Source organism: Achromobacter mucicolens, from assembly GCF_902859725.1.
GTDB lineage: Bacteria > Pseudomonadota > Gammaproteobacteria > Burkholderiales > Burkholderiaceae_B > Achromobacter > Achromobacter mucicolens.
The window spans coordinates 177206-197849 of sequence record NZ_CADIJP010000001.1 but is presented as its reverse complement, the minus strand read 5'-3'; the positions used below and the strand labels follow the sequence as shown (position 1 = coordinate 197849).

Sequence of the window (20644 nt, the reverse complement as noted above, 5' to 3'; positions counted from 1 at the left end):
AGCAACCATGGCACAAGATCTCGCCGGGCGCGTCGCGCTCGTCACTGGCGCCGGCGCCGGCATCGGGAGGGCCACCGCCCGCCTGCTCGCCGCGCGCGGCGCCACGGTCGGCGTCAACGACCTCAAGCAGGAACTGGTGGATGACGCCGTGGCCGGCATCGTGGCCGAAGGCGGCAACGCCTTTCCCGTGGTGCAGAACGTCGCCACGCGCGAAGGCATCGGCGCAGCCGTCCGGCAGGCCGCCGAGCACGGCTCACGGCTGGATATCCTGGTCAACAACGCCGCCTGGGTGCGCTACCAGAGCGTGCCCGACATTCAGCCCGACACGCTGGAGCGCATGCTGGACATCGGCTTCAAGGCCGTCATCTGGGGCATTCAGGCGGCGGCCGAAGTCATGGACCCCGAGCGCGGCGGCGCCATCGTCAACGTCGCATCCACTGCCGCACTCAAATCCGCACCCAATTCCATCGTGTATTCGGGCATCAAGTCCGGCGTGCTGGGCGTGACGCGCGCGGCGGCCGCCGAACTTGGTGCGCGCCGGATCCGCGTGAACGCCGTCTGCCCGTCGGCGGTGCCTACGGAAGGCACGCAGCGCAACCGCAACGCCGAGCGCGACGCGCGCCGCGTCGCCAGCACGCCGATGGGCCGCCTGGGTACGGTGGACGACATCGCCGAAGCCATCGTGTTTCTTGCCAGCGACGAGGCCCGCTTCATCACGGCGCAGGCGCTGGTGGTGGACGGCGGCATCACGTTCACGACCCTTTGATGGACACCGTCCTGCTCACGGGCGCGGCCAGCGGCATTGGCCGTGCGGCGGCCCGCCGGCTCGCGGCCGCGGGCCATCGCTGCGTCCTGGTCGATCGCAATGCGCCGGCGCTGCAGGCCCTGCGGGTCGAGCTGCCCGCGCCCGCCGATGGAGAGCATCTCGCGCGCGTCACTGACCTGACGGACGCGTCGCAGATTGCCGCCCTGGCGGACGGCATGCCGCGCCTGGATGCGCTCATCAACAACGCCGGGATGACCGACAGCAGCAATAGACCCACCGTCGACCAGGCGGCCGGCGACTGGCAACGCCTGCTCGATCTGAACCTGCGCGCGCCAGCTCGCCTGGTGAGCGCGCTGCGCAGCCGCCTCGTCCCCGGCGCGCGCATCGTCAACGTGGCTTCCGGCGCGGGACTGCGCGCCATCCCGTGGCGCGGCGGCTACAGCCCCAGCAAAGCCGGACTGATCGCGCAGAGCCTTGCGCTGGCCCAGTCCGATCCGGGCCTACGCGTCACCGTGCTCTGCCCCGGTTACGTGCAGACGGAACTGGTGGACGGCCTGATTGCCTCGGGCCGCCTGGACCCCGCACGCGCGGTGGCCAAGATTCCGCTGGGCCGGTTGGCCGACCCTGACGAGATCGCATGCGCCCTCGCCTTCCTGGCCAGCACGCAAGCGGCCCCGCTTGCCGGCGGACTCGTGTGCGTGGATGGCGGTTCGTCGGTGTACGGCGGAAGCCAGACCTATGCCCCTGCCGCCGGAAACGGGCACGTTCCGACGGATACGCCCCTATCGCTTACCGTTCGCGGCGACTGGCCGCCGCTGCCCGGTGAATCCGCTGGCGACGGCTACCCGGCCGTGCTGGACGCAACGGTGCTAGCCAGCGCACCGGGGCAACGGCTGGCGGCGGCATTGCAGGCCGCGCAGCGCTTTACCGCTGACGGCCCCGCCAGCCTGACGCTGCTGCTGCCCGATGACGACGACCTGGATTGGGAACACGCCGGCGATCACGCCGCCGCGCGCATGCTGATCGCCTCGCTGGCCTGCGAATGGGGACCGGCGGCGCGTCGCATCAATGCGGTGCAGGTCGCGCAAGGCACGGCGCCCGAGGCGCTGGCGCCCCTGCTGCGCTTTGTGGCCGGCGCGCAGGCCCAATATCTGACGGGGCAAGTGCTATGCAGCCGCTGACCGACCTGGACGAGATCAAGGCCCGCTTCATCGCCGCGCGCGGCTATTGGCGCCCCTGGACGGACGCGATGCTGCGCGCCAACCCCGGCTTTCTGGCGCATTACGCCGAGTACGCGGGACACCCGGCCAAGACGGGACCGCTGACGCCGCGCATGGTCGAGCTGATCTACGTGGCGCTCGATGCGTCGGCCACGCACCTGTTCGAGCCGGGCCTGACCACCCATCTGCGCATGGCGCGCGAGGCCGGCGCCACCGATGCCGACGTGTTCGACGTGCTGCACCTGGTCACGATGCAGGGCCTGAGCGCGGTGCTGCAAGCCGCCGACCTGCTGCACGAGGCCGCGCCCCAACCGGCGCTGAATCCGGGCGACGCCCTGCGCGCCCGCATCGCCGCGCTGTGGCCGGAACAGGCGGGCAGCCTGCTGCGGCTGGCGGCGATGGACCCGGGCTACGTCGCTGTCCTGCTCGACTTTCTGGAACATGGCGCGCCTGCCGGTGGATTGACCCGCGCGGAGCGCTTACTGGTGCGGGTCGCCCTGCACGCCTGCTTCACGCAGGGCGACATGGACACCACGCGTGCGTTGATCAACGAAGGATTGGCGCAAGGGGTGACGCGCCAGGCCCTGTTGCAGGCCATCCAGCTGGGCGCGCATCTGGCCGTCCACGGCGCGGCGCTGGGCGCCGCCGTCCATGCGCGGCAGAAGGATCCAGGCGCTTCGGGTTAGGTCCGCAACGGACGCCGTCAGATGCCAAGCCGTTCCAGCACCGACCAGCCGGCCCGCGCCTCGATGACCTCGCCGGCCGCCAGGCACAGGTCTTCGCGGAACCGACCGGCCACCAACTGCACGCCAACTGGCACACCGTGCGCCACCCCCACCGGCACCGACAGCCCCGGCAGTCCCAGAATCGCCGTCGAGATCAACGGACTCTGCGCCCGCAGGATATCCGCCATCACGTCGGCGCCCTGCTGATCCCGATCCACCGGGAAAGGCAGCGCGAAGGACACCGGCATCAGCAGGACCGGATAGCGTTCAAAGAAGCGGCCCCATTCGCGCAGGATCGTCGTGCGCATCGCCATGGCTTGAACGAAGCCGTCCTTGTCCCGGCGCGGCGTGTGCGCCAGCATGCTTTGGTACGCGTTCTGGATGGCGCGGTCGCCCGCGCGCTCGATCTCGCGCTGCATGGACCCGGCGGCTTCGTTCATCAGCACGTCCAGCCACAGCGCGGCCGCGGCGTCGAACTGCGGCGGCTCGGCGACTTCGACGATATAGCCCGCGTCCTGCAGCCAGCCGGCGGCACGTTGCAGCGCGTCGGCCACTGCGGCGTCGGCCTTGTGCTGCGCCGTGCCCGCGAACAGCGCGACGCGACGGTTGCCTTGCAAATCGGGAAACGCCAGGGGCGCAGGCACCCACCAAGGATCGCGCGCGTCGCCACCCGACATCGCCGCCAGTCCCAAGCGCAGATCGGCGACGGTACGCGCCAAAGGCCCTTGCGTGGCCGCCATCTGCGATGCCACCGGGCGCTCCGAGCGCTGCGTGGCGTTGTAGCCCGGCACCCGGCCCTGCGAGGGCCGCAGCCCCGCAACGCCGCAGCAATACGCGGGATAGCGGATCGAGCCGCCCTGATCGCTGCCATGCGCAAGCGGCCCGACGCCCAGCGCCGCCGCCACCGCCGCGCCGCCGCTGGAGCCGCCCGGCGTGCGCGCCACATCGAACGGATTGACGGTGCGGCCGTGCAGATCGTTGTCGCTGAACCAGCGCCACGAAAACGCCGGAACATTCGTGCGTCCGATGACGATCGCGCCCGCGCGGAGCCAGTTGTCGACCGCCGGATTGTTCTCCTGCGCGATGAGGTCCCGATAGGCTGTCACGCCGTTGGTCGTGGCGGTGCCAGCCAGATCCGCGTTGGCCTTGATCGTGACCGGCACGCCATGCAGCGCGCCCAATGCCTGCTTGCCGCGCACCGCCGCGTCGGCGGCATCCGCGGCGCGCAGCGCCTGTTCCGCATACGTCTCCGTCAGCGGATTGAAGGCGGCGTTGACCGCGCCAGCGCGGTCCAGGCAGCTTTGCACGGCTTCGCGGCTGGATACTTCACCGTCGCGGATGGCACGGGCCAGGTCGAGCGCGTTCCAGCGCCAGAGTGCGTTCGTCATGTTGTCTCCCTATTCTGATAACCCTGTTCTGCGCGGACCGCTCCGGAGCATGCGCGCTGCAATACCCGTTCCGCGCCGCACACTCAATCCGCCGATGCGCCGGACTGCTTGACCATCGCCGCCCAGCGCGGAATCTCCGCGGCGATGAGGCTGGCAAACTGCTCGGGCGTGGACGGCGTGGCATCGACCGACAGGGTCTCGTTCTGCTTCTGCACCGCGGGGTCTTGCAATGCCTTGGCAATGGCGGCGTTCAGCTTGGCGATCACCGGCGCCGGGGTGCCCGCCGGCGTCACGATGCCGCCCCACGACACGACCTCAAACCCCTTCAAGCCCGATTCGTCCAGCGTCGGCACATCCGGCAGCACCGGCACGCGCGTCAGGCTGGTGGCGCCCAGCACCTTGACCTGGCCCGCGCGGATAAAAGGCAGCACGCCCGCCACGTTGTCGATCATCACGTCCAGCTGTCCGCCCGCCAGATCCACCACGGCCTGCTGGCCGCTCTTGTACGGCACGTGCAGCATGGTGGTGCCGGTCTCGCTCTTGAGCATCTCCCCCGCCAGATGCGCGCTGGATCCTACGCCCAGCGATCCCACACTCACCTTGCCCGGATGCTGCTTCGCGTACGCGGCCAGCTCCTGCACGTTGCTGGCCGGCAGGCCGTTGCGCGCGATCAGCACCAGCGCATTGCTGATGGCCAGGCTGACGGGCGCCAGGCTGCGCTGCGGGTCGTAGGGCAGCTTGGCGTACATGCTCTTGTTGATCGCCAGCGTGACGATATTGCCGAAGCCGATGGTGTAGCCATCGGGCGGGGCCGACGCCAGCGCCTGCGTGCCGACGATGCCGCCCGCGCCGCCCCGGTTCTCCACGATGACCGGCTGCCCCAGCTCGCGGCCCAGCGCGTCGGCGATCGGGCGCAGCACCACATCCGGGCCCGACCCCGCGGCATACGGGACGATGAGCTTGATCGGCCGCTGCGGCCAGTCGGCGCGGGCGGCGCTGGCGCCGGTGGCGGCCACGAGGACAAGAAACAAGGAAACGGCACGGCGGGCAAAGATCGGCATGGCATTCTCCTGAAGCGCTTTTCGGGCCAGGCCATCGGTCTTTCCGGGCCTGATCGACGATCAGCTTAGGGATGGTCCGCGCTGCGTGTAAGGCTATATTTTTGTTAAGGTGACCACCCCAGGTTGTCAGGGGCACATCGCCGTGAAAGACCATCAATTGCGCGCGTGGCTGAAAGTGGCCGAACTGCGCAGCATCCGCGCCGCCGCGCGCAGCCTGCACCTGAGCCAGGCCGCCGTGACCAAGGCCATCAAGGAACTCGAAACCGAACTGGACGCGCCGCTCCTGACGCGCAGCCCCAAGGGCATCGCCGTCACGGAATGCGGCGAGCACCTCACGGTTCGGGCTCGCCTCGCGCAGGCGCAGCTCGCGCTGGCCCGCCAGGACATCCGCCAGTTGCTCAGCGGCGCGCAGGCGCGCGTGGCGGTCGGCGTCACACCCATGGTGATGATGAGCGTGCTGCCCGACGTGCTGGCCGAATTCCGCGCAAGCATGCCGGCCGCCAAGGTCAAGGTCTCCGAGGGATTGCTCCCCTCGGTGATGCCCGCGCTGCGCAACGGCGCCCTGGATTTCGCGCTGGCCTCGCGCATGAACGACGGCGCCGGCGGGCAGGAATTCGACTTCGAGGAACTGCGGCCGCTGGAATTCATGATCGCGTGCCGCAAGGGGCATCCCCTGGCGCGCGCACGGCGTTGGGACGACATCCGCGGCTGCGAATGGCTGCTCAACGTATCGCCCGGCAGCCACACCGAAGCCTTTCTGCGAGGGCTGCGCGCGCACCGCCTGCCCGAACCCGAGCGGGTCATCGAGTGCGACACCTTCGGCGTCATGTGGAACCTGATGACCCGCAGCGACGCGCTCATCCTTTGCCCGTCCGGCATGCTGGACATCAAGCCCTACGGCGACGAGGCCCGGCGCATCCGCGCCGACGTGCCCATGCCGGTGGCAAGCATCGGCATCATGACGCTGCAGGGCACGCCGCTGTCGCTGGCGGCGGCCACCATGGCGGACCTGTTCCGGCGCCACCTGTCGCGCGCGCCGCTGGGCGGATAACGCGGCCAAGCATCTATTTTCAGGGGCCGGATTGTCGGCCGATTTTTTGTATGCAAAAATATACAAAAAACGCATTGAGACAGCCTTGCCCATTCCCAAGAGCAGTTCGCAGGCCTTCGCGGCCTACAACGAGATCAAGCGCCGCATCCTGGCCGGCATGTTCACGCCCAGCCACCGGTTGCGCGAAGTGGAAGTCGCCGACCAGCTCGAAATGGGCCGCACCCCCGTGCGCGAAGCGCTCAAACGCATCCAGGACGAAGGCCTCATTACGCACGAGCCCGGCCGCGGACTGGTCGTCACCACGATGGACCAGCAGGAAGTCGGCGAGCTTTACTCCATGCGCGAAGTGCTTGAGGGCGCTGCCGCCGCATTCGCCGCGCGCCATGCCACGGACGCCGAGGTCGCCAACATGCAGGCCATTCTGGACGAAGGCGACGGCGGCGACCCCGTCGCCCAGAACCTGCGCTTTCACCAAGCCATCTACAGCGCCGCGCACAACCGCTACCTGATCCGCTCGCTGCATTCGCTGACCGAGACCACCTACCTGCTGGGCCGCAGCACGCTCAGCTCATCGGAGCGGGCCGGCCGCTCCAACCAGGAACACCAGGCCATCGTCGACGCCATCCGCGCCCGCGATGTCCAAGGCGCGCAAGACGCCGCGCAGCACCACATTCACCAGGCCCTGCTGGAACGCCTAAAGATGCTGCGCCAGGGTTAAGCGCGGCCATCGATCGGAGACAAGTCGATGAAGCAGTTCAACGTATCCCCGCAGCGGCTGCTTGCGGGGCTGGCCCTTCTGTTGCCCGCGCTTTGCGCGCCGGTGGCAGCATCCGCCGATTCCTACCCCAGCCGACCCATCACGTTGGTGGTGCCCTTTACGGCAGGCGGCGGCACCGACAGCATTGCGCGGGACATGGCGCGCACGCTGGCCGACAAGCTGGGCCAGTCCGTGGTCGTGGAAAACCGCGGCGGCGGCGGCGGATCCATCGGCGCCGCGCTGGTCGCCAATGCGCGGCCCGACGGCTACACGCTGCTTTTTGCGACGTCCACATTCGTCACCAACGCCGCCGCTGGCATCAGCACCACCTATGACGTGCGCAAGTCCTTTGCGCCCATCGCGATGCTGGGCCGCGGCCCGCTCTTCGTGGTGACGGCCAAGGACCTGAAGCTGAACTCCATCGCCGACCTGCGCCAGCTTGCCGCCAAACCGGGCGCAGACCTGAACTTCTGCTCGGCAGGCAACGGCAGCATCAACCATCTGGCCGGCGAACTGTTCAAGCAGAAGACCAACGCCGCCATGACGCACGTGCCCTACAAGGGCAGCGGACCGGCCACCGTCGATCTGCTGGCCGGGCGCGTCCAGGTGTTTTTCGCCACCGTGCCCACCATCCTCTCGCAAGTGCGCGACCAGCGCGTGGACCTGCTGGCCGTCACGGGCAAGACGCGCTCGCCGCTGTTCCCCGACACGCCCACCGTGGCCGAGGCAGGCGTTGCCGACTTCGACATCACGACGTGGTGGGGCGTGCTGGCGCCGGCAGGCACGCCGCCCGAGGTCGTCGGCAGGCTGAACCAGGCCATCAACGACGCCGCCGCCGACAAGCTGGTCGCCGACCGCCTGAAGCACGAAGGCGCCCAGGCCATCAGCGGATCGCCCGACGACTTCGGCAACGCCCTGGCCGCCGAACTGGAGATGTGGGAAGGCGTGGTCAAGAAGTCCGGCATGAAGCTGGACTGACCGGCCCGCCGCACGCACAACAAGGAGACACCATGCAGCAGCCCCAACATCCCCTGAACCCCGCGCGCCGCCGCCTGCTGCAAGGCGCGGCGGCCGGCGTGGCGCTGACCCTTGCCGGCGCGGCGCGAGCGGCGGATGCCTATCCCGCCAAGCCCGTGACGATCATCGTGCCCTATGCCCCCGGCGGGCAGGGCGACGTCTTCGCCCGCATCCTCGCCGAACGCCTGGGCACGGAATTCAAGCAGACCTTCATCGTCGAGAACCGCCCCGGCGCCTCGGGCGCGGTCGGATCGCGCATCGTGCTGCGCGCGCCCGCCGACGGCTACACCCTGCTGCTGGGCCAGACCGGCGAGATCGCCGTCAACCCATATGCCATGAAGTCGCTGGGCTACGACCCGCTGCGCGAGTTCGCGCCGGTGATCCTGGTAGGGGATTCGCCCCTGGTTCTGGTCGTGCCGGAAAAGTCGCCGCATGCGGACCTGGCCGCGCTGATCGCGGCCGCCCGCGCCAAGCCGGACGCCATCGCATACGCGTCGTCGGGCACCGCCACGCCGGGCCATCTGGCCGCCGCCGCGCTGGCGCTGGGCACGCAAACACGCATGATCCACGCGCCGTACAAGGGCGCCGGCCAGGCCATGTCGGACCTACTGGGCGGGCACGTCGACTGCTTCTTCTCCAGCGCATCGGCCGCCATGCCGCACATCAACAGCGGCCGGCTGCGGGCGCTGGCGGTATCCTCGCGGGAGCGCCTGGGCATCCTGCCCAAGGTGCCCACCATCAGCGAGGCCACCGTGCCGGACTTCCAATTCAGCTTGTGGGGCGGCGTCTTCGCGCCCGCAGAAACGCCCTCCGCGGTGGTCGAGCAGCTCAATGCAAAGCTGAATGCCATCCTGGCCGAACCCGCAATCAAGTCGCGGCTCGAAGGCGACGGCGCGGCCGTGCGGCCGAACACCTCGCAGGAATTCACGGCCTTCGTGCGCAGCGAAGCCGCCAAATATCAGAACCTGGTGCAAGCCACCGGGGTCCAGGTCGATTAAGCCTGGCCGAATCATCCACAGGAAAACGCTCCATGAAAATCGTTGTACTCCCCGGCGACGGCATCGGCCCCGAAACCATGGCGGTCGCTGTCGACGTGCTTGAAGCCGCCTCGCGCCGCTTCGGCCTGAACCTGCAGTTCGACCACGACATCGCGGGCCACGACAGCCTGAAGCAGCACGGCGCCACCGTCACGCCCGCCCTCCTTGAAAAGGTCAAGGCGGCCGACGGCCTGATGCTGGGACCCATGGCCACCTATGACTTCAAGGACGAAGCGCGCGGCGAAATCAATCCGTCGATGTACTTTCGCAAGAAGCTGGACCTGCACGCCAACATCCGTCCCGCGCGGACCTATCCCGGCATGCAGGCGCGCCTGGGCGAATTCGACCTGGTAGTGGTGCGCGAGAACACCGAGGGCTTCTATGCCGACCGCAACGTCGAGTCCGGCGGCAGCGAGATGCTGATCACGCCCGACGTCGTCGTGTCGCTGCGCCGCATCACCCGCCAGTGCTGCGAGCGCATCGCGCGCACGGCGTTCGAGCTGGCCATGACGCGCAACAAGCACGTCACGATGGTGCACAAGGCCAACGTGCTCAAGCTGGGCGACGGCATGTTCCTGGAGATGTGCCGCCAGGTCGCGCAGCAATTCCCCGACGTCCGCGTGGACGACGTGATCGTCGACGCCATGATGGCGCACGTGGTGCGCGCGCCTCAGCGCTACGACGTCATCGTCACCACCAACATGTTCGGCGACATCCTGTCCGACCTGACAGCCGAACTGTCGGGCAGCCTGGGCCTGGGCGGCTCGCTGAACGCCGGCCGCGACTACGCGATGGGACAGGCGGCGCACGGCTCGGCCCCCGACATCGCCGGCCAGAACATCGCCAACCCGATCTCGCTGATCCTGTCGGGCGCGATGCTCTTGAACTGGCACGGCCAAAAGACCGGCAACCAGGCCTTCCTGCAGGCCGCCGCCGCCATCGAGGCCACCATCGCCGACACCATCCTCGCGAAGGAATGCACGCGGGACGTGGGCGGCAACCTGGGCACGCGCGAAGCCGGCGCGGCCTTCGTCGCGCGCCTGCAGGCGGGCTGACCATGACGGCGCCGCAGCTTGCCGCCGGCGCCTGCGATTGCCACGTGCACGTCGTGGCGCCGCAGGCCAATTACCCCATGCTGGCGGACCGGCCCTACACGCCCGGCCCCGCGTCCGCGGATGCGCTGCGCGCGCATCTGCAGCGCCTGGGCCTCGCCCATGCCGTGATCGTGCAGCCCAGCATCTACGGCGTCGACAACCGCCTGCTGGTGGACAGCCTGCTGGCGCTGGACGGCGCGGCACGGGGGGTGGCCGTCGTGGATGATGACGTGGCGGACGTTGAACTCTCGCGACTGCACGATGCCGGCGTGCGCGGCCTGCGCGTCAACCTCGAAAGCACGGGCGCCAGCGACGCCGCCACGGTCAGCCGCGCGCTGTCGGCCTGGGCCGGCCGCGTTGCGGGGCAAGACTGGCACCTTCAGGTCTACGCCTCGCTCGACGCCATCGCCGCCGCTGCCCCCGCGCTGGCCCGGCTGCCCGTGCCGGTGGTGCTGGACCACTTCGCGATGATTCCGGCAGCGCTGCCGCTGGACGATCCGCGCGTGCGGCAGGTGCTGGCGCTGGTCGGTGACGGCGCCGCGTACGTCAAGCTGTCCGCGTCGTACCGCATCAGCGCCAACCCCGATGACACTGAAGAGTCCGCGCGCGTCACCGCGTTGGCCCGCGCTTTCATCGACGGCAATCCCGAACGGGCGCTATGGGCCAGCGATTGGCCACACACCAGCCGCGAGCCCGGCAAAGTGCCCACCGACGTCAGCGCCTATCGCGACGTTCCGCCCGAACGCCTGCTGCGCGAAATCGCGGCCTGGCTGCCCGACGCGGCGTTGCGCCGCCAGGTGCTGGCGGCCAATCCCGCGGCGCTGTATGGTTTCTAGTCCTTAGCGCAGCGGAGTCCGCCGCATGAACCTATCGCTACGCCACATGAAGGCCTTCACGGCCCTGGCGGCATTGCGCAGTTTCACGCGCGCGGCCGAGCACTGCTGTCTGACGCAGAGCGCGTTCAGCGCCCTCATTTCCAACCTGGAAAGCGACCTCGGCGTGAAGCTTTTCTCGCGCAGCACACGCAACGTCGAGCTGACCGCCGAGGGCGAGGCCTTTCAGAACATCGTCGCGCACCTGCTGCCCGAAACGGAGCGCGCCCTGGCCGAAATGCGCGACCACGTCGAGCGGCGCAAGGGCCGCGTTGCGCTCGCCGCGCTGCCGTCGATTTCGTCGGGCATCCTGCCCGGGCTGATCGCCCGCTTCGGCGACGACTACCCCGGCATCAGCGTGCAGGTTCAGGACGTGGCCAGCACCGTGTGCATCGACATGGTTCGCAACCGCCAGGTGGATTTCGCGCTGTGCGCGGCCGCCTATCCCAGCACCGACCTCGACATCGAGGTGCTGGCGCGCGACACCTTTCACTTCATCTGTCCCGCAAGCCACCCGCTGGCGGCCCGCCGCCGCCTGTCGGTGCAGGATGTGCTGGACTATCCCATCATCGGCTTCGAGAGCAACAGCAGCATCCGCCAGCACCTGGACGCCGCCATCTATCCCCGGCAGTGGCTGCGTTCGCACCAGGTCAACAGCCTGTCGACGGCGGCCGGATTCATCGCGGCCGGCCTGGGCGTCACCATCGCGCCAACCCTGGCGCTATTTCAGTTTCGGCTAGCCGGGCTGAAGGCCGTGCCGCTGTCCCTGCCGATCAACGAACGCGACATCTGCCTGGCGCGGCGGCGCGACGCCACCGATTCGCTGGCTGCGCAGGCTTTCCTCGCGCTGCTGCGAGAACACCTGCAGCCCTCCGTCCAGGCGCTGGCCCGCACGCTGGACTGACGCTTTCGCCTGCGATGCCAGACGGGCGGGCGCCTTGCCGCCGGCGCACCCCGCCCGCATTGACGCGCCCGCTTTTCGCCTCGCGCGCATTTATCGATTTCTTCGATTTTCTTATCAAAATTATCCATTCATCGACTGAGACGCGCTGTCTATCATGGGGTCACAACAGCAGAACAATTCAAGGAGACAACCCCATGAAGCGCCTCGCCCGTGTTCTCGCTGGCGGCTGCCTGTCCGCCGCCTTCGCCTGCGCCGCCCCGCTGGCATTTGCCGATACCTACCCCGCCAAACCCGTGCGCCTGATGGTTGGCATGGCGCCGGGCGGATCCAACGACACGGTCGCCCGCATGGTGGCGGCCGAATTGTCCAAGACGTGGCCGCAGCCGATGATCGTCGAGAACAAGCCGGGCGCGAACAGCACCATCGCCACCGGTGAACTGAAGCGCTCGCCCGCCGACGGCTACACGTTGATGCTGGTGATCTCCTCGCACGTGACAAACACGCTGCTCTACCCCAACCTCACCTACACGCTCACGGATTTCGCGCCCGTCTCGCTGATCGCCGACACCCCGTTCGTGCTGGTTGCCAATCCCAAGTTCGAGCCCAACACCACCAAAGACCTGATCACCCTGGCCAAGAAGAAAGAGCGCGGCATCGACTTCGGCACGCCGGGCCAGGGCTCCACGCAGCACATCTCGCTGGAGCTGCTGGACCAGATGGCCGGGATCCGTATGAACCACATTCCCTACAAGGGCGGCGCGCCCGCGCAGACCGACGTGATCGGCGGGCTGATTCCGCTGATCTTCGCCACGCCCACGCAGAGCCTGCCCTTCATCAAGCAGAACAAGCTCAAGGCGCTGGCCGTGACGTCAAAGGAGCGCCTGCCGCAACTGCCCGACGTGCCGACGCTGGCCGAATCCGGCGTGCCCGGTTACGAAGCCAACGTGTGGTTCGGCATCATCGCGCCCGCCGGCACGCCGCCGCAGGTCGTCGAATTCCTGCACAAGGAGATCTCGCGCGTGGTCAGCCAGCCTGCCATGCAGGCGCGCCTGAACGAAATGGGCCTGAAGCCGCTGGATGAATCGCCCGCGCAGTTCCAGCAATTGATCGACAGCGAAAAAGTGAAGTGGGCTGGCGTCATCAAGCAAAGCAACCTCAAGTTCGACTGATCCCAATCCAACCCGGAGCATCCCTGCATATGCCTACCATCGAATCCGTCTCAGTCTGCATCGCCCGCGTGCCGCTCGCGAATCCGGTGACGTTCTCCACGCGCCAGGTCAAGGCGCGCGAATACTGCCTGGTGCGTATCCGCTCGACCGACGGCCACGAGGGCCTGGGATACTGCTACGCGGTCAACAGCGCGGGACGCCTGCTGTCCGTGGCGGTGACCGACCTGCTGGCGCCGCGGCTGTTGGGCCAGGAGTCCCTGCGGGTCGAAGGTCTGTGGACCGAGCTGTACCAGGAGGCGCTGCTGCTGGGCCGCGCCGGCGGCGTGATGCGCGCGCTGTCCGCCCTGGACACGGCACTGTGGGACCTGAATGCCCGCAGCGCCGGCGTGCCGCTCTTCCAGTACCTGGGCGCCACGGTGAAGGACCGCGTGCCGGCCTACGCCAGCGGCGGTTACTACCAGCCGGGCAAGACGCCGGACAAGCTGGCCGCCGAAATGGCGCAGCACGTCAAAGAGGGCTTTCGCGCCGTCAAGATGAAGGTCGGCCTGGAAAGCGTGGCCGGCGAACGCAAGCGCATCGCTGCCGTGCGCGAGGCCATCGGCGAAGACGTGCGCCTGATGCTGGACGCCAACAACGCATGGCGCGACCTGCCCACCGCGCTGGAGTACATGCGCGCGTTCGAGCCCTATCACCCCTTCTGGATCGAAGAACCCTTCTCGCCCGACGACATCGACAACCACGTGCGGCTGGCGCGCGCCACGCCGGTCACCGTCGCCACCGGCGAAGTCGAAGCCGGCCGCTGGCGCTTCAAGGACCTGATCGCCAGCGGCGCCACCACCATCCTGCAGACCGACGCAACCGTGTGCGGCGGCATCACCGAATGGCGCCGCATCGCGGCCACGGCGGACAGCCACGGCATCACCGTCGCGCCGCACGCGTGGCACGACGTGCACATCCACCTGGCCGCCAGCGCGCCCAACGCGACCTACGTGGAATGGATGCCGGACGATCACATCGTCAACTTCCGCCGCCTCATCGACCGCCAGCTGCAGGCCGAAGACGGCAACCTGCTGGTGCCCAAGGAGCCGGGGCTGGCCTTTCGTTTCGATGACGACGCGATCGCCGAATATGGCGTCGTCTATCCCGGCGAACGCGACCGGTGGCAGGTCGTCCGTTGAGTTCATCCGCCCCCGCGCTAGGCCTGCTGCTGTCGGCCAAGGTCGATACCGCGCACGGCCCGCGCCTGGACAGCCTGGCCCAAGCGGGCGGCGTGCGCCTGCAACGCCATCGTGTCGAGGCCGCGGACCCCGGACACATCGACGTGGCCTTCTTTTCGCGGGACCTGTACGAAGGCAGCTCGCTGCGCAAGCCCGGGCCGCTATCCGATGCATTCTTCCGTGTGGCGGACGCCGCGCCCAACCTGCGCTGGCTGCACGTGTGCTCATCCGGCCAGGACCTGCCCCAGTACGCACCCACGTTGGCGCGCGGCATCTCTGTCACCGCGTCAACCGGCGTCACCGCCGCCCCCATTGCCCAGACGGCGGTGGCTGCCATCCTGGCGCAGTCACGCGGCTTCGACCGGTGGCTCGCGTCGCAGGCGCAGCGTGCATGGCAACCCTTGACGGGCGACGCGCGGCCCCGCGACCTCGCGTCGATGCGCGTGGTGGTGCTGGGCGCAGGCGCGATCGGGCAGGAGATCGGGCGTTTGTGCTCGGCGCTTGGCCTGTCCACCACAGCCGTGCGCCGCCATGCCGAACCAACGCCAGGCTTTGACACAGTCATCGGTTTGGATCAACTGGACGACGTCCTGCCGCATTGCGACTGGCTGGTGCTGGCGCTGCCCCTGAACGCATCGACCGCTGGCATCGTCGGCGACCGCCAGCTCGCGCGGCTGCCGCGCGGCGCCCGCATCGTGAACGTCGCCCGGGGCGAGCTGGTCGACCAAGCCGCGCTGACGCACGCGCTGGCCACCGGACACCTGGCGGGTGCGTACCTCGACACCTTCACCGAAGAACCGCTGCCCGCGGGGTCGCCCCTCTGGTCGCTGCCCTCGGTGTGGATCAGCCCCCACAACAGCGCGGCGTCGCTCGGCCACGAGGACCGCGTCGTCGACTGCTTTGCGGATCGGTTCCAGCACTGGCTGGCGGCTCACGCGGCGGCGCTGTGCGCTGCGCGCCGCTAACCCCCGTCTTCCGGGTTCCTTCCGCGTCGACCCCGCCCCTTCCCCGCCGGCCAATCGACCGGGCTTTCACCTCGCGCCGCCGAATCGCTCCCCGCATTTCCCGGCGTTTTGCCGAATGCGCTTAAATATCGCTTTGCGCCGGGGCTTGCTCCCCCCGGGCCCGCCGCGGCCGTGCGCGCCACGCCAGCGCCTCATCGAAAGCCCCATCCAGATTCCGGAGACTCTGCCTTGTTCCGCAGATTTGAAAGCCAGCTCAACCCCTTCCCTTCCGAGAACGTGCCCCCGCCGCCCACGGGATTCTTCGCGTTCCTCTGGTTCTGCACGCACGGCTCGCGCCGCTACATCGCCGCACTGGCGATCCTGAGCGCGGCCGTCTCCATCTACGAAGCATGGCTCTTCGCCTTCCTGGGCCAGGTCGTCGACATGCTGACCGCCTGGAACGCCGGAGAGCCCGCCTCGGCGCACGAGCAGCGGGTTCTGTGGGGCATCGCCATCGTCCTGTGCGCCAGCGTCGGCGTCGTCGCGCTGCGCACGCTGGTCCAGCATCAGGTGCTGGCCATCAATCTGCCGCTGCGCCTGCGCTGGGACTTTCACCGCATGATGCTGCGGCAAAGCCTGTCGTTCTTCTCCGATGAATTTGCCGGCCGCGTCACCACCAAAGTGATGCAGACCGCTCTGGCCGTGCGCGAAGTGCTGCTGACCTTCTGCGAAATCGTGCTCGGCATCGCCGTCTACTTCATCACCATCGTCGCGCTGGCCGGCGGGTTCGACTGGCGGCTCATGCTGCCCTTCATCGGCTGGATGGCGCTTTACGGGCTGGCCATGATGTATTTCGTGCCGCGCCTGGGCAAGGTCGGCAAGGAACAGGCGCATGCCCGCTCGTCCATGACGGGCCGCGTCACCGACGCCTACACCAACATCACCACCGTCAAGCTCTTCTCGCACACCAACCGCGAGGCCCGCTTCGCGCGCGCCGCCATGGAAGACTTCAAGGAAACCGGTTACCGGCAGATGCGCCTGGTCAGCCAGTTCGAGATCGTCAACCAGGCGCTGGTGTCGGCATTGATCCTGGGCGCCGGCGGTTACGCGCTGTGGCTCTGGCATGGCAGCGAAATCGGCACCGGCGCCGTCGCCGCCGTCACCGCCATGGCGCTGCGCGTGAACGGCATGTCGCATTGGATCATGTGGCAGATGACCTCGCTTTTCGAGAACATCGGCACCGTGCAGGACGGCATCGCCACCCTCACCCACGCACCCAAAGTCCAGGACGCGCCCAACGCGGCCACCCTGCGCGTCACGCGCGGCGAAGTTCAGTTCGACGACGTCTACTTCAACTACAACAATGAGCGCCAGGTCCTGAACGGCCTTACGCTCACCGTGCGCCCCGGCGAAAAGATCGGCCTGGTAGGCCGCTCGGGCGCGGGCAAATCCACGCTCATCAACCTGCTGCTGCGCTTTTACGATGTCGAACGCGGCCACATCCGCGTTGACGGCCAGGACATCTCGCAGGTCACGCAGGACAGCCTGCGCAGCGCCATCGGCATGGTTACTCAGGACACGTCCCTGCTGCACCGGTCCATCTGCGACAACATCGCCTACGGCCGCCCCGACGCCAGCCGCGAAGAGATCCGCGCCGCCGCGGCCCGTGCGCAGGCCGACGAATTCATCGAACAGCTCAGCGACTCGCACGGCCACACCGGCTACGACACGCTCGTCGGCGAACGCGGCGTCAAGCTGTCTGGCGGACAACGCCAGCGCATCGCGATCGCCCGCGTCATGCTCAAGAACGCGCCTATCCTGCTGCTGGACGAAGCCACCAGCGCGCTCGACTCGGAAGTGGAAGCCGCCATCCAGGAAAGCCTGGACGAAGTCATGCAGGGCAAAACGGTCATCGCAATCGCACACCGCCTGTCGACCATCGCCGCCATGGACCGGCTCATCGTGATGGATCAAGGGCGCATCATCGAACAGGGCAGCCACGCGGAACTGCTGGCGATGAATGGCGTGTACGCGCGCTTGTGGCGTCATCAAAGCGGCGGTTTTCTGGCGGAAGACCCCAGCGAACCCAGCCAGCAGCCGTGACCGGAGAAGTTTCGTTGCACTTTATTAGGGACGCAATAGAGGTCCGATCGGATAATCCTGGCGCCATTCGATAAGGATCTATATGTTGAAGTTGAAAGCTGCCCTCCTCATCTCGGCGCTCGGCGCCGCCGCCGTTCTGCCTGCGCACGCCGCCTCCCAGCGCTCCGTCGATGCCCGCGAGTTCGACGTTGCCGGCGTCAAGACCGGCATGGACTTTGACGAAGCGCTCGCCGCTGCGGCCAAGAATTTTCATGTGGGCAAGAAAGACATCCGGATCGGCTACGCGACGAACAACCCCGTCACGAACTCCAAGATGCCGATGAATTTCAGCTACGAGAAGGACGGCGTCAACTTCATCGTCCACTTCGAACCGCGCGTGCCCGTCGACAAGCAACGCCCGCTCGTGGTGTCGCAGATCCGCTATGAACTGCCCTGGACGCCGGCTAACAAGGAAGCGATGGGCAAGGCGGCGCTGGAGAAGTACGGCCGCCAGTCCAACTATCCCAACGACCTGAATATGGAGTGGTGCGCCAAGCCCAGCTCGAATCCCGGCATGGGCTGCTCGAACGACATGACGCAGGCGGTACTGAAATACAGCGGCGTCAGCATCCAGATGGTTGACCCGGCGTGGACGAAAGCACGGATCGAGTTCGTGCAACGTAGCCAGTCGAGAAAGCCCAGCTTCTGATGCGCCGCGGCAAGCGGCAGGACCGCCTGCCGCTACAGCAGCGTCACCGCGGCGGCCGCCCCGGCAATGGCCGCTAGCCAGGCCCAGCGTGGTCCCGGAAAAATGGCCTGGAGCAGGCTGCCCCGCTCCAAACGTGCGACATGACTGTCGATCCCGCGCTGGCACAACGCTTCCATCTCCGCCAGGGCCTGGCGACGCGTCGCATTGCGGTCGACAGTACCCTCGGACACGGCCGATTCGAACATTTCATCCAGATCCAGTTCGGACAGGATGTCCTCGGCCGCCAGCCAGACCAGGGCGCCGCCCAGCGTCATGAAGGGCGCCTGCGACAGCGCTTGCAGCCTAAGCAGCGCCGCCGCATGGTGGTCAGCGCGAATGACGCCGTCGACGCGCAGGCGATCAAGAAGCGGGAGGGGAGCCTGCGTCATGCCGGCATGCCAAACAAAAGGAACGCACGCTGGCGCGACATGGATTGAGCACTCCCCAGTGACGAAGTCGATGGCGGGTCCCTTGCGGCAAAAAAGCCGACTCGGATTCCCCTCATGACGGCGAAGACAAGGAACGCTTCGCCATCGTTTTCGACGTCGTTTTACCAGCCGCTGTCCGCCCTTAGTGCCCTTCCTTGGCTGTCCGTTGATTGAGGGCAGGACAGACCTCAATTACGCGAAACGCACCGCATATTCGAAATGGATCGATGGAAATTTTCCTGCGTTTACCCACGCGCCGGGTAATCGAGAATTGCCCAACAGCCAGGTTCAAACCTTGAGCCGCGACGGAATCTGCGCCAAGAGCCAGTCAATGAACACGCGCAGCCGGTGCGTGACATGGCGGTTGTGCGGATACACCACATGAAAGGGATAAGGCTGGGGCCGCCACGGTTTCAGGATCTCGACGAGCGCGCCGCTCTTCAACGCGGGGCCCGCCGCATAGGTAAAGGTCTGCACAATGCCCAAGCCCGCCAGCGCCGCCGCCAGATGCGCGTTGCTTTCGTTGACGCCCACGCGATGTTCAACCTTGATCTCCGTCTTCACGCCATCGCGTTCAAAGCGGAATGGAAATGCCCGGCCGTTCTGCGGCGACAGGTAACTGACCAGTTTGTGGCCGTTCTTCAACTCATCCGGATATGCCGGCGTGCCGAATTGCTTGAGGTATCCCGGCGTGGCGCACGTGATCAGGTCCGCCTTGCCGATCTGCCGCGCCACCAGCGATGAATCGTCAAGCGGACCGCCACGGATCACGCAATCCACGTTGTCGCTGATCAGATTCACCGCGCGATCCGACACGCCAAGATCGATCCTGATGTCGGGATAACGCGCCAGGAAATCGGGGATCGCCGGGATCAGCACATCGCGCGCCGTGGATCCGCCCACATCGATGCGCAGATGGCCTTTGGGCTTTCCTTGCACGGCCTTGAAACCGCCGTCGATGTCTTCAAGATCGCGCACGATGCGCAGCGTCTTCTCGTAGTACTCGCGGCCCTCGGGCGTGACGGTCACCCGCCGGGTCGTGCGTTGCAATAGGCGCACGCCAAGGTGCGCCTCCAGATCCTGGACCATCTTGCTGAGCGTCGCGTTCGGCATGTCCAGCGAATCTGCCGCCCGCGTGAAGCTGCCCGCCTCCACCACGCGGGCAAAGCCGCGAATCGCCGTCAATTGGTCCATGCCGCAGTCTCCTCAAGCGTGCAGATTATCCATAAATATGAATAGTTCTTTCAATCTTACCGGGTTTATTCATTATCCAGGCGGCCCTACAGTACCTCCATGCCCAGTCATTACCGGCCTCTCAGCGGAATTCGCCGCACCGGCACATGACGGTCAACCTTCACTTTCAAAAACATGGAGCGCATCATGAACAACCAACTGAACGGCAAAATCGCCCTCGTCACCGGCGGCACCACGGGTATCGGCCTGGCAAGCGCCCAGGAACTGGCCGCGCAAGGCGCGCGGGTCTTCATCACCGGACGCCGCCAGGCGGAACTTGACGCAGCCGTGGCCAGCATTGGCGGCGCGGCGACGGGCATTCGCGCCGACGCGTCGGTGCTGAGCGAGCTGGACACGGTCTACGCCCAGATCGCCGAAAGCGCTGGCCGGCTCGACATTCTCTTCGCCAACGCCGGCGGCGGCGACATGATGCCGCTGGGCGCCATCACCGAAGAACACTTCGACCGCATATTCGGCACGAACGTGCGCGGCACCTTGTTCACCGTGCAAAAGGCGCTGCCGCTGCTGGTCGACGGCGCGTCGGTGATCCTCACGGCCTCGACCGTATCGATCCAGGGAACGGCGAACTTCAGCGTCTACAGCGCCAGCAAGGCCGCCGTGCGCAACTTTGCGCGTTCGTGGGCGCTGGATCTCAAGGACCGCGGCATCCGCGTGAACGTCGTCAGCCCCGGCCCAATCCGCACGCCGGGACTGGGCGGTCTGGTCCCGGACGAGGCGCGCCAAGGGCTGTTCGATCACCTGGCCGCGCAGGTGCCGCTGGGCCGCCTGGGCGAGCCGCAAGAGATCGGCAAGGCGGTCGCGTTTCTGGCTTCCGACGCGGCCAGCTTCGTCAATGGCGTCGAACTGTTTGTGGACGGCGGCATGGCGCAGGTGTGAGCGAACGCCGCCCCAGCCCCATGCAATCGCCTCG

General features: G+C 67.5%; 20 protein-coding genes. 16 read left to right on the top strand and 4 right to left on the bottom strand.

The features are described 5' to 3' along the window. Window positions 1-7: 7 nt before the first annotated feature. From HV786_RS00900 to HV786_RS00890, 3 genes are read left to right on the top strand one after another with little or no spacing between them, the layout of a single operon-like run. Window positions 8-766, top strand: coding sequence for an SDR family NAD(P)-dependent oxidoreductase (locus tag HV786_RS00900; protein ID WP_175209715.1), 759 nt, complete (start codon window positions 8-10; stop codon window positions 764-766). Next, window positions 766-1947: an SDR family oxidoreductase gene (locus tag HV786_RS00895; protein WP_175209713.1), complete on the top strand. Its 1182-nt coding sequence runs from the start codon at window positions 766-768 to the stop codon at window positions 1945-1947. Before HV786_RS00900 ends, HV786_RS00895 begins: the two co-directional genes overlap by 1 nt. Then, window positions 1935-2672 carry a carboxymuconolactone decarboxylase family protein gene (locus HV786_RS00890; protein WP_175209712.1) on the top strand — a complete coding sequence of 246 codons (738 nt, stop codon included), beginning with the start codon at window positions 1935-1937 and terminating at the stop codon, window positions 2670-2672. Before HV786_RS00895 ends, HV786_RS00890 begins: the two co-directional genes overlap by 13 nt. Window positions 2673-2689: 17 nt before the next feature. On the opposite strand, the gene HV786_RS00885 is transcribed toward HV786_RS00890, so the two are convergent. Beyond that, window positions 2690-4099 (bottom strand): amidase family protein, encoded by a 1410-nt coding sequence (locus HV786_RS00885; protein ID WP_175209711.1) that lies wholly within the window; start codon window positions 4097-4099, stop codon window positions 2690-2692. 83 nt (window positions 4100-4182) lie between these two features. Continuing rightward, window positions 4183-5160 (bottom strand): Bug family tripartite tricarboxylate transporter substrate binding protein, encoded by a 978-nt coding sequence (locus HV786_RS00880; RefSeq protein WP_175209709.1) that lies wholly within the window; start codon window positions 5158-5160, stop codon window positions 4183-4185. A 142-nt stretch (window positions 5161-5302) separates the two neighbouring features. Between HV786_RS00880 and HV786_RS00875 the strand changes: the two genes are divergently transcribed. From HV786_RS00875 to HV786_RS00820, 12 genes are all read left to right on the top strand, one after another. Further along, window positions 5303-6211, top strand: coding sequence for a LysR substrate-binding domain-containing protein (locus HV786_RS00875; RefSeq protein ID WP_128827570.1), 909 nt, complete (start codon window positions 5303-5305; stop codon window positions 6209-6211). Between the two features lie 85 nt (window positions 6212-6296). Continuing rightward, complete coding sequence (locus HV786_RS00870; protein WP_175209707.1) at window positions 6297-6929, top strand: GntR family transcriptional regulator; 633 nt, start codon at window positions 6297-6299, stop codon at window positions 6927-6929. A 27-nt stretch (window positions 6930-6956) separates the two neighbouring features. Continuing rightward, a complete protein-coding gene (locus HV786_RS00865) occupies window positions 6957-7946 on the top strand; it encodes a tripartite tricarboxylate transporter substrate binding protein (protein ID WP_128827568.1) in 990 nt (329 codons plus the stop codon). Between the two features lie 32 nt (window positions 7947-7978). After that, window positions 7979-8983, top strand: coding sequence for a Bug family tripartite tricarboxylate transporter substrate binding protein (locus tag HV786_RS00860; RefSeq protein ID WP_175209705.1), 1005 nt, complete (start codon window positions 7979-7981; stop codon window positions 8981-8983). A gap of 32 nt (window positions 8984-9015) precedes the next feature. After that, window positions 9016-10077, top strand: a complete 1062-nt coding sequence (locus HV786_RS00855) for an isocitrate/isopropylmalate dehydrogenase family protein (protein WP_175209703.1) — start codon at window positions 9016-9018, stop codon at window positions 10075-10077. A gap of 2 nt (window positions 10078-10079) precedes the next feature. After that, window positions 10080-10952 (top strand): amidohydrolase family protein, encoded by an 873-nt coding sequence (locus HV786_RS00850; protein ID WP_175209701.1) that lies wholly within the window; start codon window positions 10080-10082, stop codon window positions 10950-10952. A gap of 25 nt (window positions 10953-10977) precedes the next feature. Continuing rightward, window positions 10978-11892, top strand: a complete 915-nt coding sequence (locus tag HV786_RS00845) for a LysR family transcriptional regulator (protein ID WP_056324957.1) — start codon at window positions 10978-10980, stop codon at window positions 11890-11892. Window positions 11893-12086: 194 nt separating this feature from the next. Then, window positions 12087-13061 carry a tripartite tricarboxylate transporter substrate binding protein gene (locus tag HV786_RS00840; protein WP_175209699.1) on the top strand — a complete coding sequence of 325 codons (975 nt, stop codon included), beginning with the start codon at window positions 12087-12089 and terminating at the stop codon, window positions 13059-13061. A gap of 29 nt (window positions 13062-13090) precedes the next feature. After that, on the top strand, window positions 13091-14239 hold the full coding sequence (locus HV786_RS00835; RefSeq protein ID WP_128829310.1) for a mandelate racemase/muconate lactonizing enzyme family protein: 1149 nt from the start codon (window positions 13091-13093) through the stop codon (window positions 14237-14239). After that, complete coding sequence (locus HV786_RS00830; protein ID WP_175209697.1) at window positions 14236-15243, top strand: D-2-hydroxyacid dehydrogenase; 1008 nt, start codon at window positions 14236-14238, stop codon at window positions 15241-15243. Before HV786_RS00835 ends, HV786_RS00830 begins: the two co-directional genes overlap by 4 nt. A 228-nt stretch (window positions 15244-15471) precedes the next feature. Further along, entirely contained in the window at window positions 15472-17325 is a 1854-nt protein-coding gene (locus HV786_RS00825; protein WP_128829313.1) for an ABC transporter ATP-binding protein, read from the top strand. 82 nt (window positions 17326-17407) lie between these two features. Continuing rightward, entirely contained in the window at window positions 17408-18013 is a 606-nt protein-coding gene (locus HV786_RS00820; protein ID WP_252870313.1) for a hypothetical protein, read from the top strand. Window positions 18014-18045: 32 nt separating this feature from the next. Here the strand turns inward: HV786_RS00820 and HV786_RS00815 are convergent, their stop codons facing one another. Then, entirely contained in the window at window positions 18046-18441 is a 396-nt protein-coding gene (locus tag HV786_RS00815; protein ID WP_128829314.1) for a hypothetical protein, read from the bottom strand. A 327-nt stretch (window positions 18442-18768) separates the two neighbouring features. Next, the gene (locus tag HV786_RS00810) at window positions 18769-19674 is read right to left on the bottom strand and encodes a LysR family transcriptional regulator (RefSeq protein ID WP_128829315.1); all 906 of its coding nucleotides are present in this window, start codon (window positions 19672-19674) and stop codon (window positions 18769-18771) included. A gap of 186 nt (window positions 19675-19860) precedes the next feature. On the opposite strand from HV786_RS00810, the gene HV786_RS00805 reads away from it, so the two are divergent. Continuing rightward, window positions 19861-20610 (top strand): SDR family NAD(P)-dependent oxidoreductase, encoded by a 750-nt coding sequence (locus HV786_RS00805; RefSeq protein WP_128829316.1) that lies wholly within the window; start codon window positions 19861-19863, stop codon window positions 20608-20610. Window positions 20611-20644 lie beyond the last annotated feature (34 nt).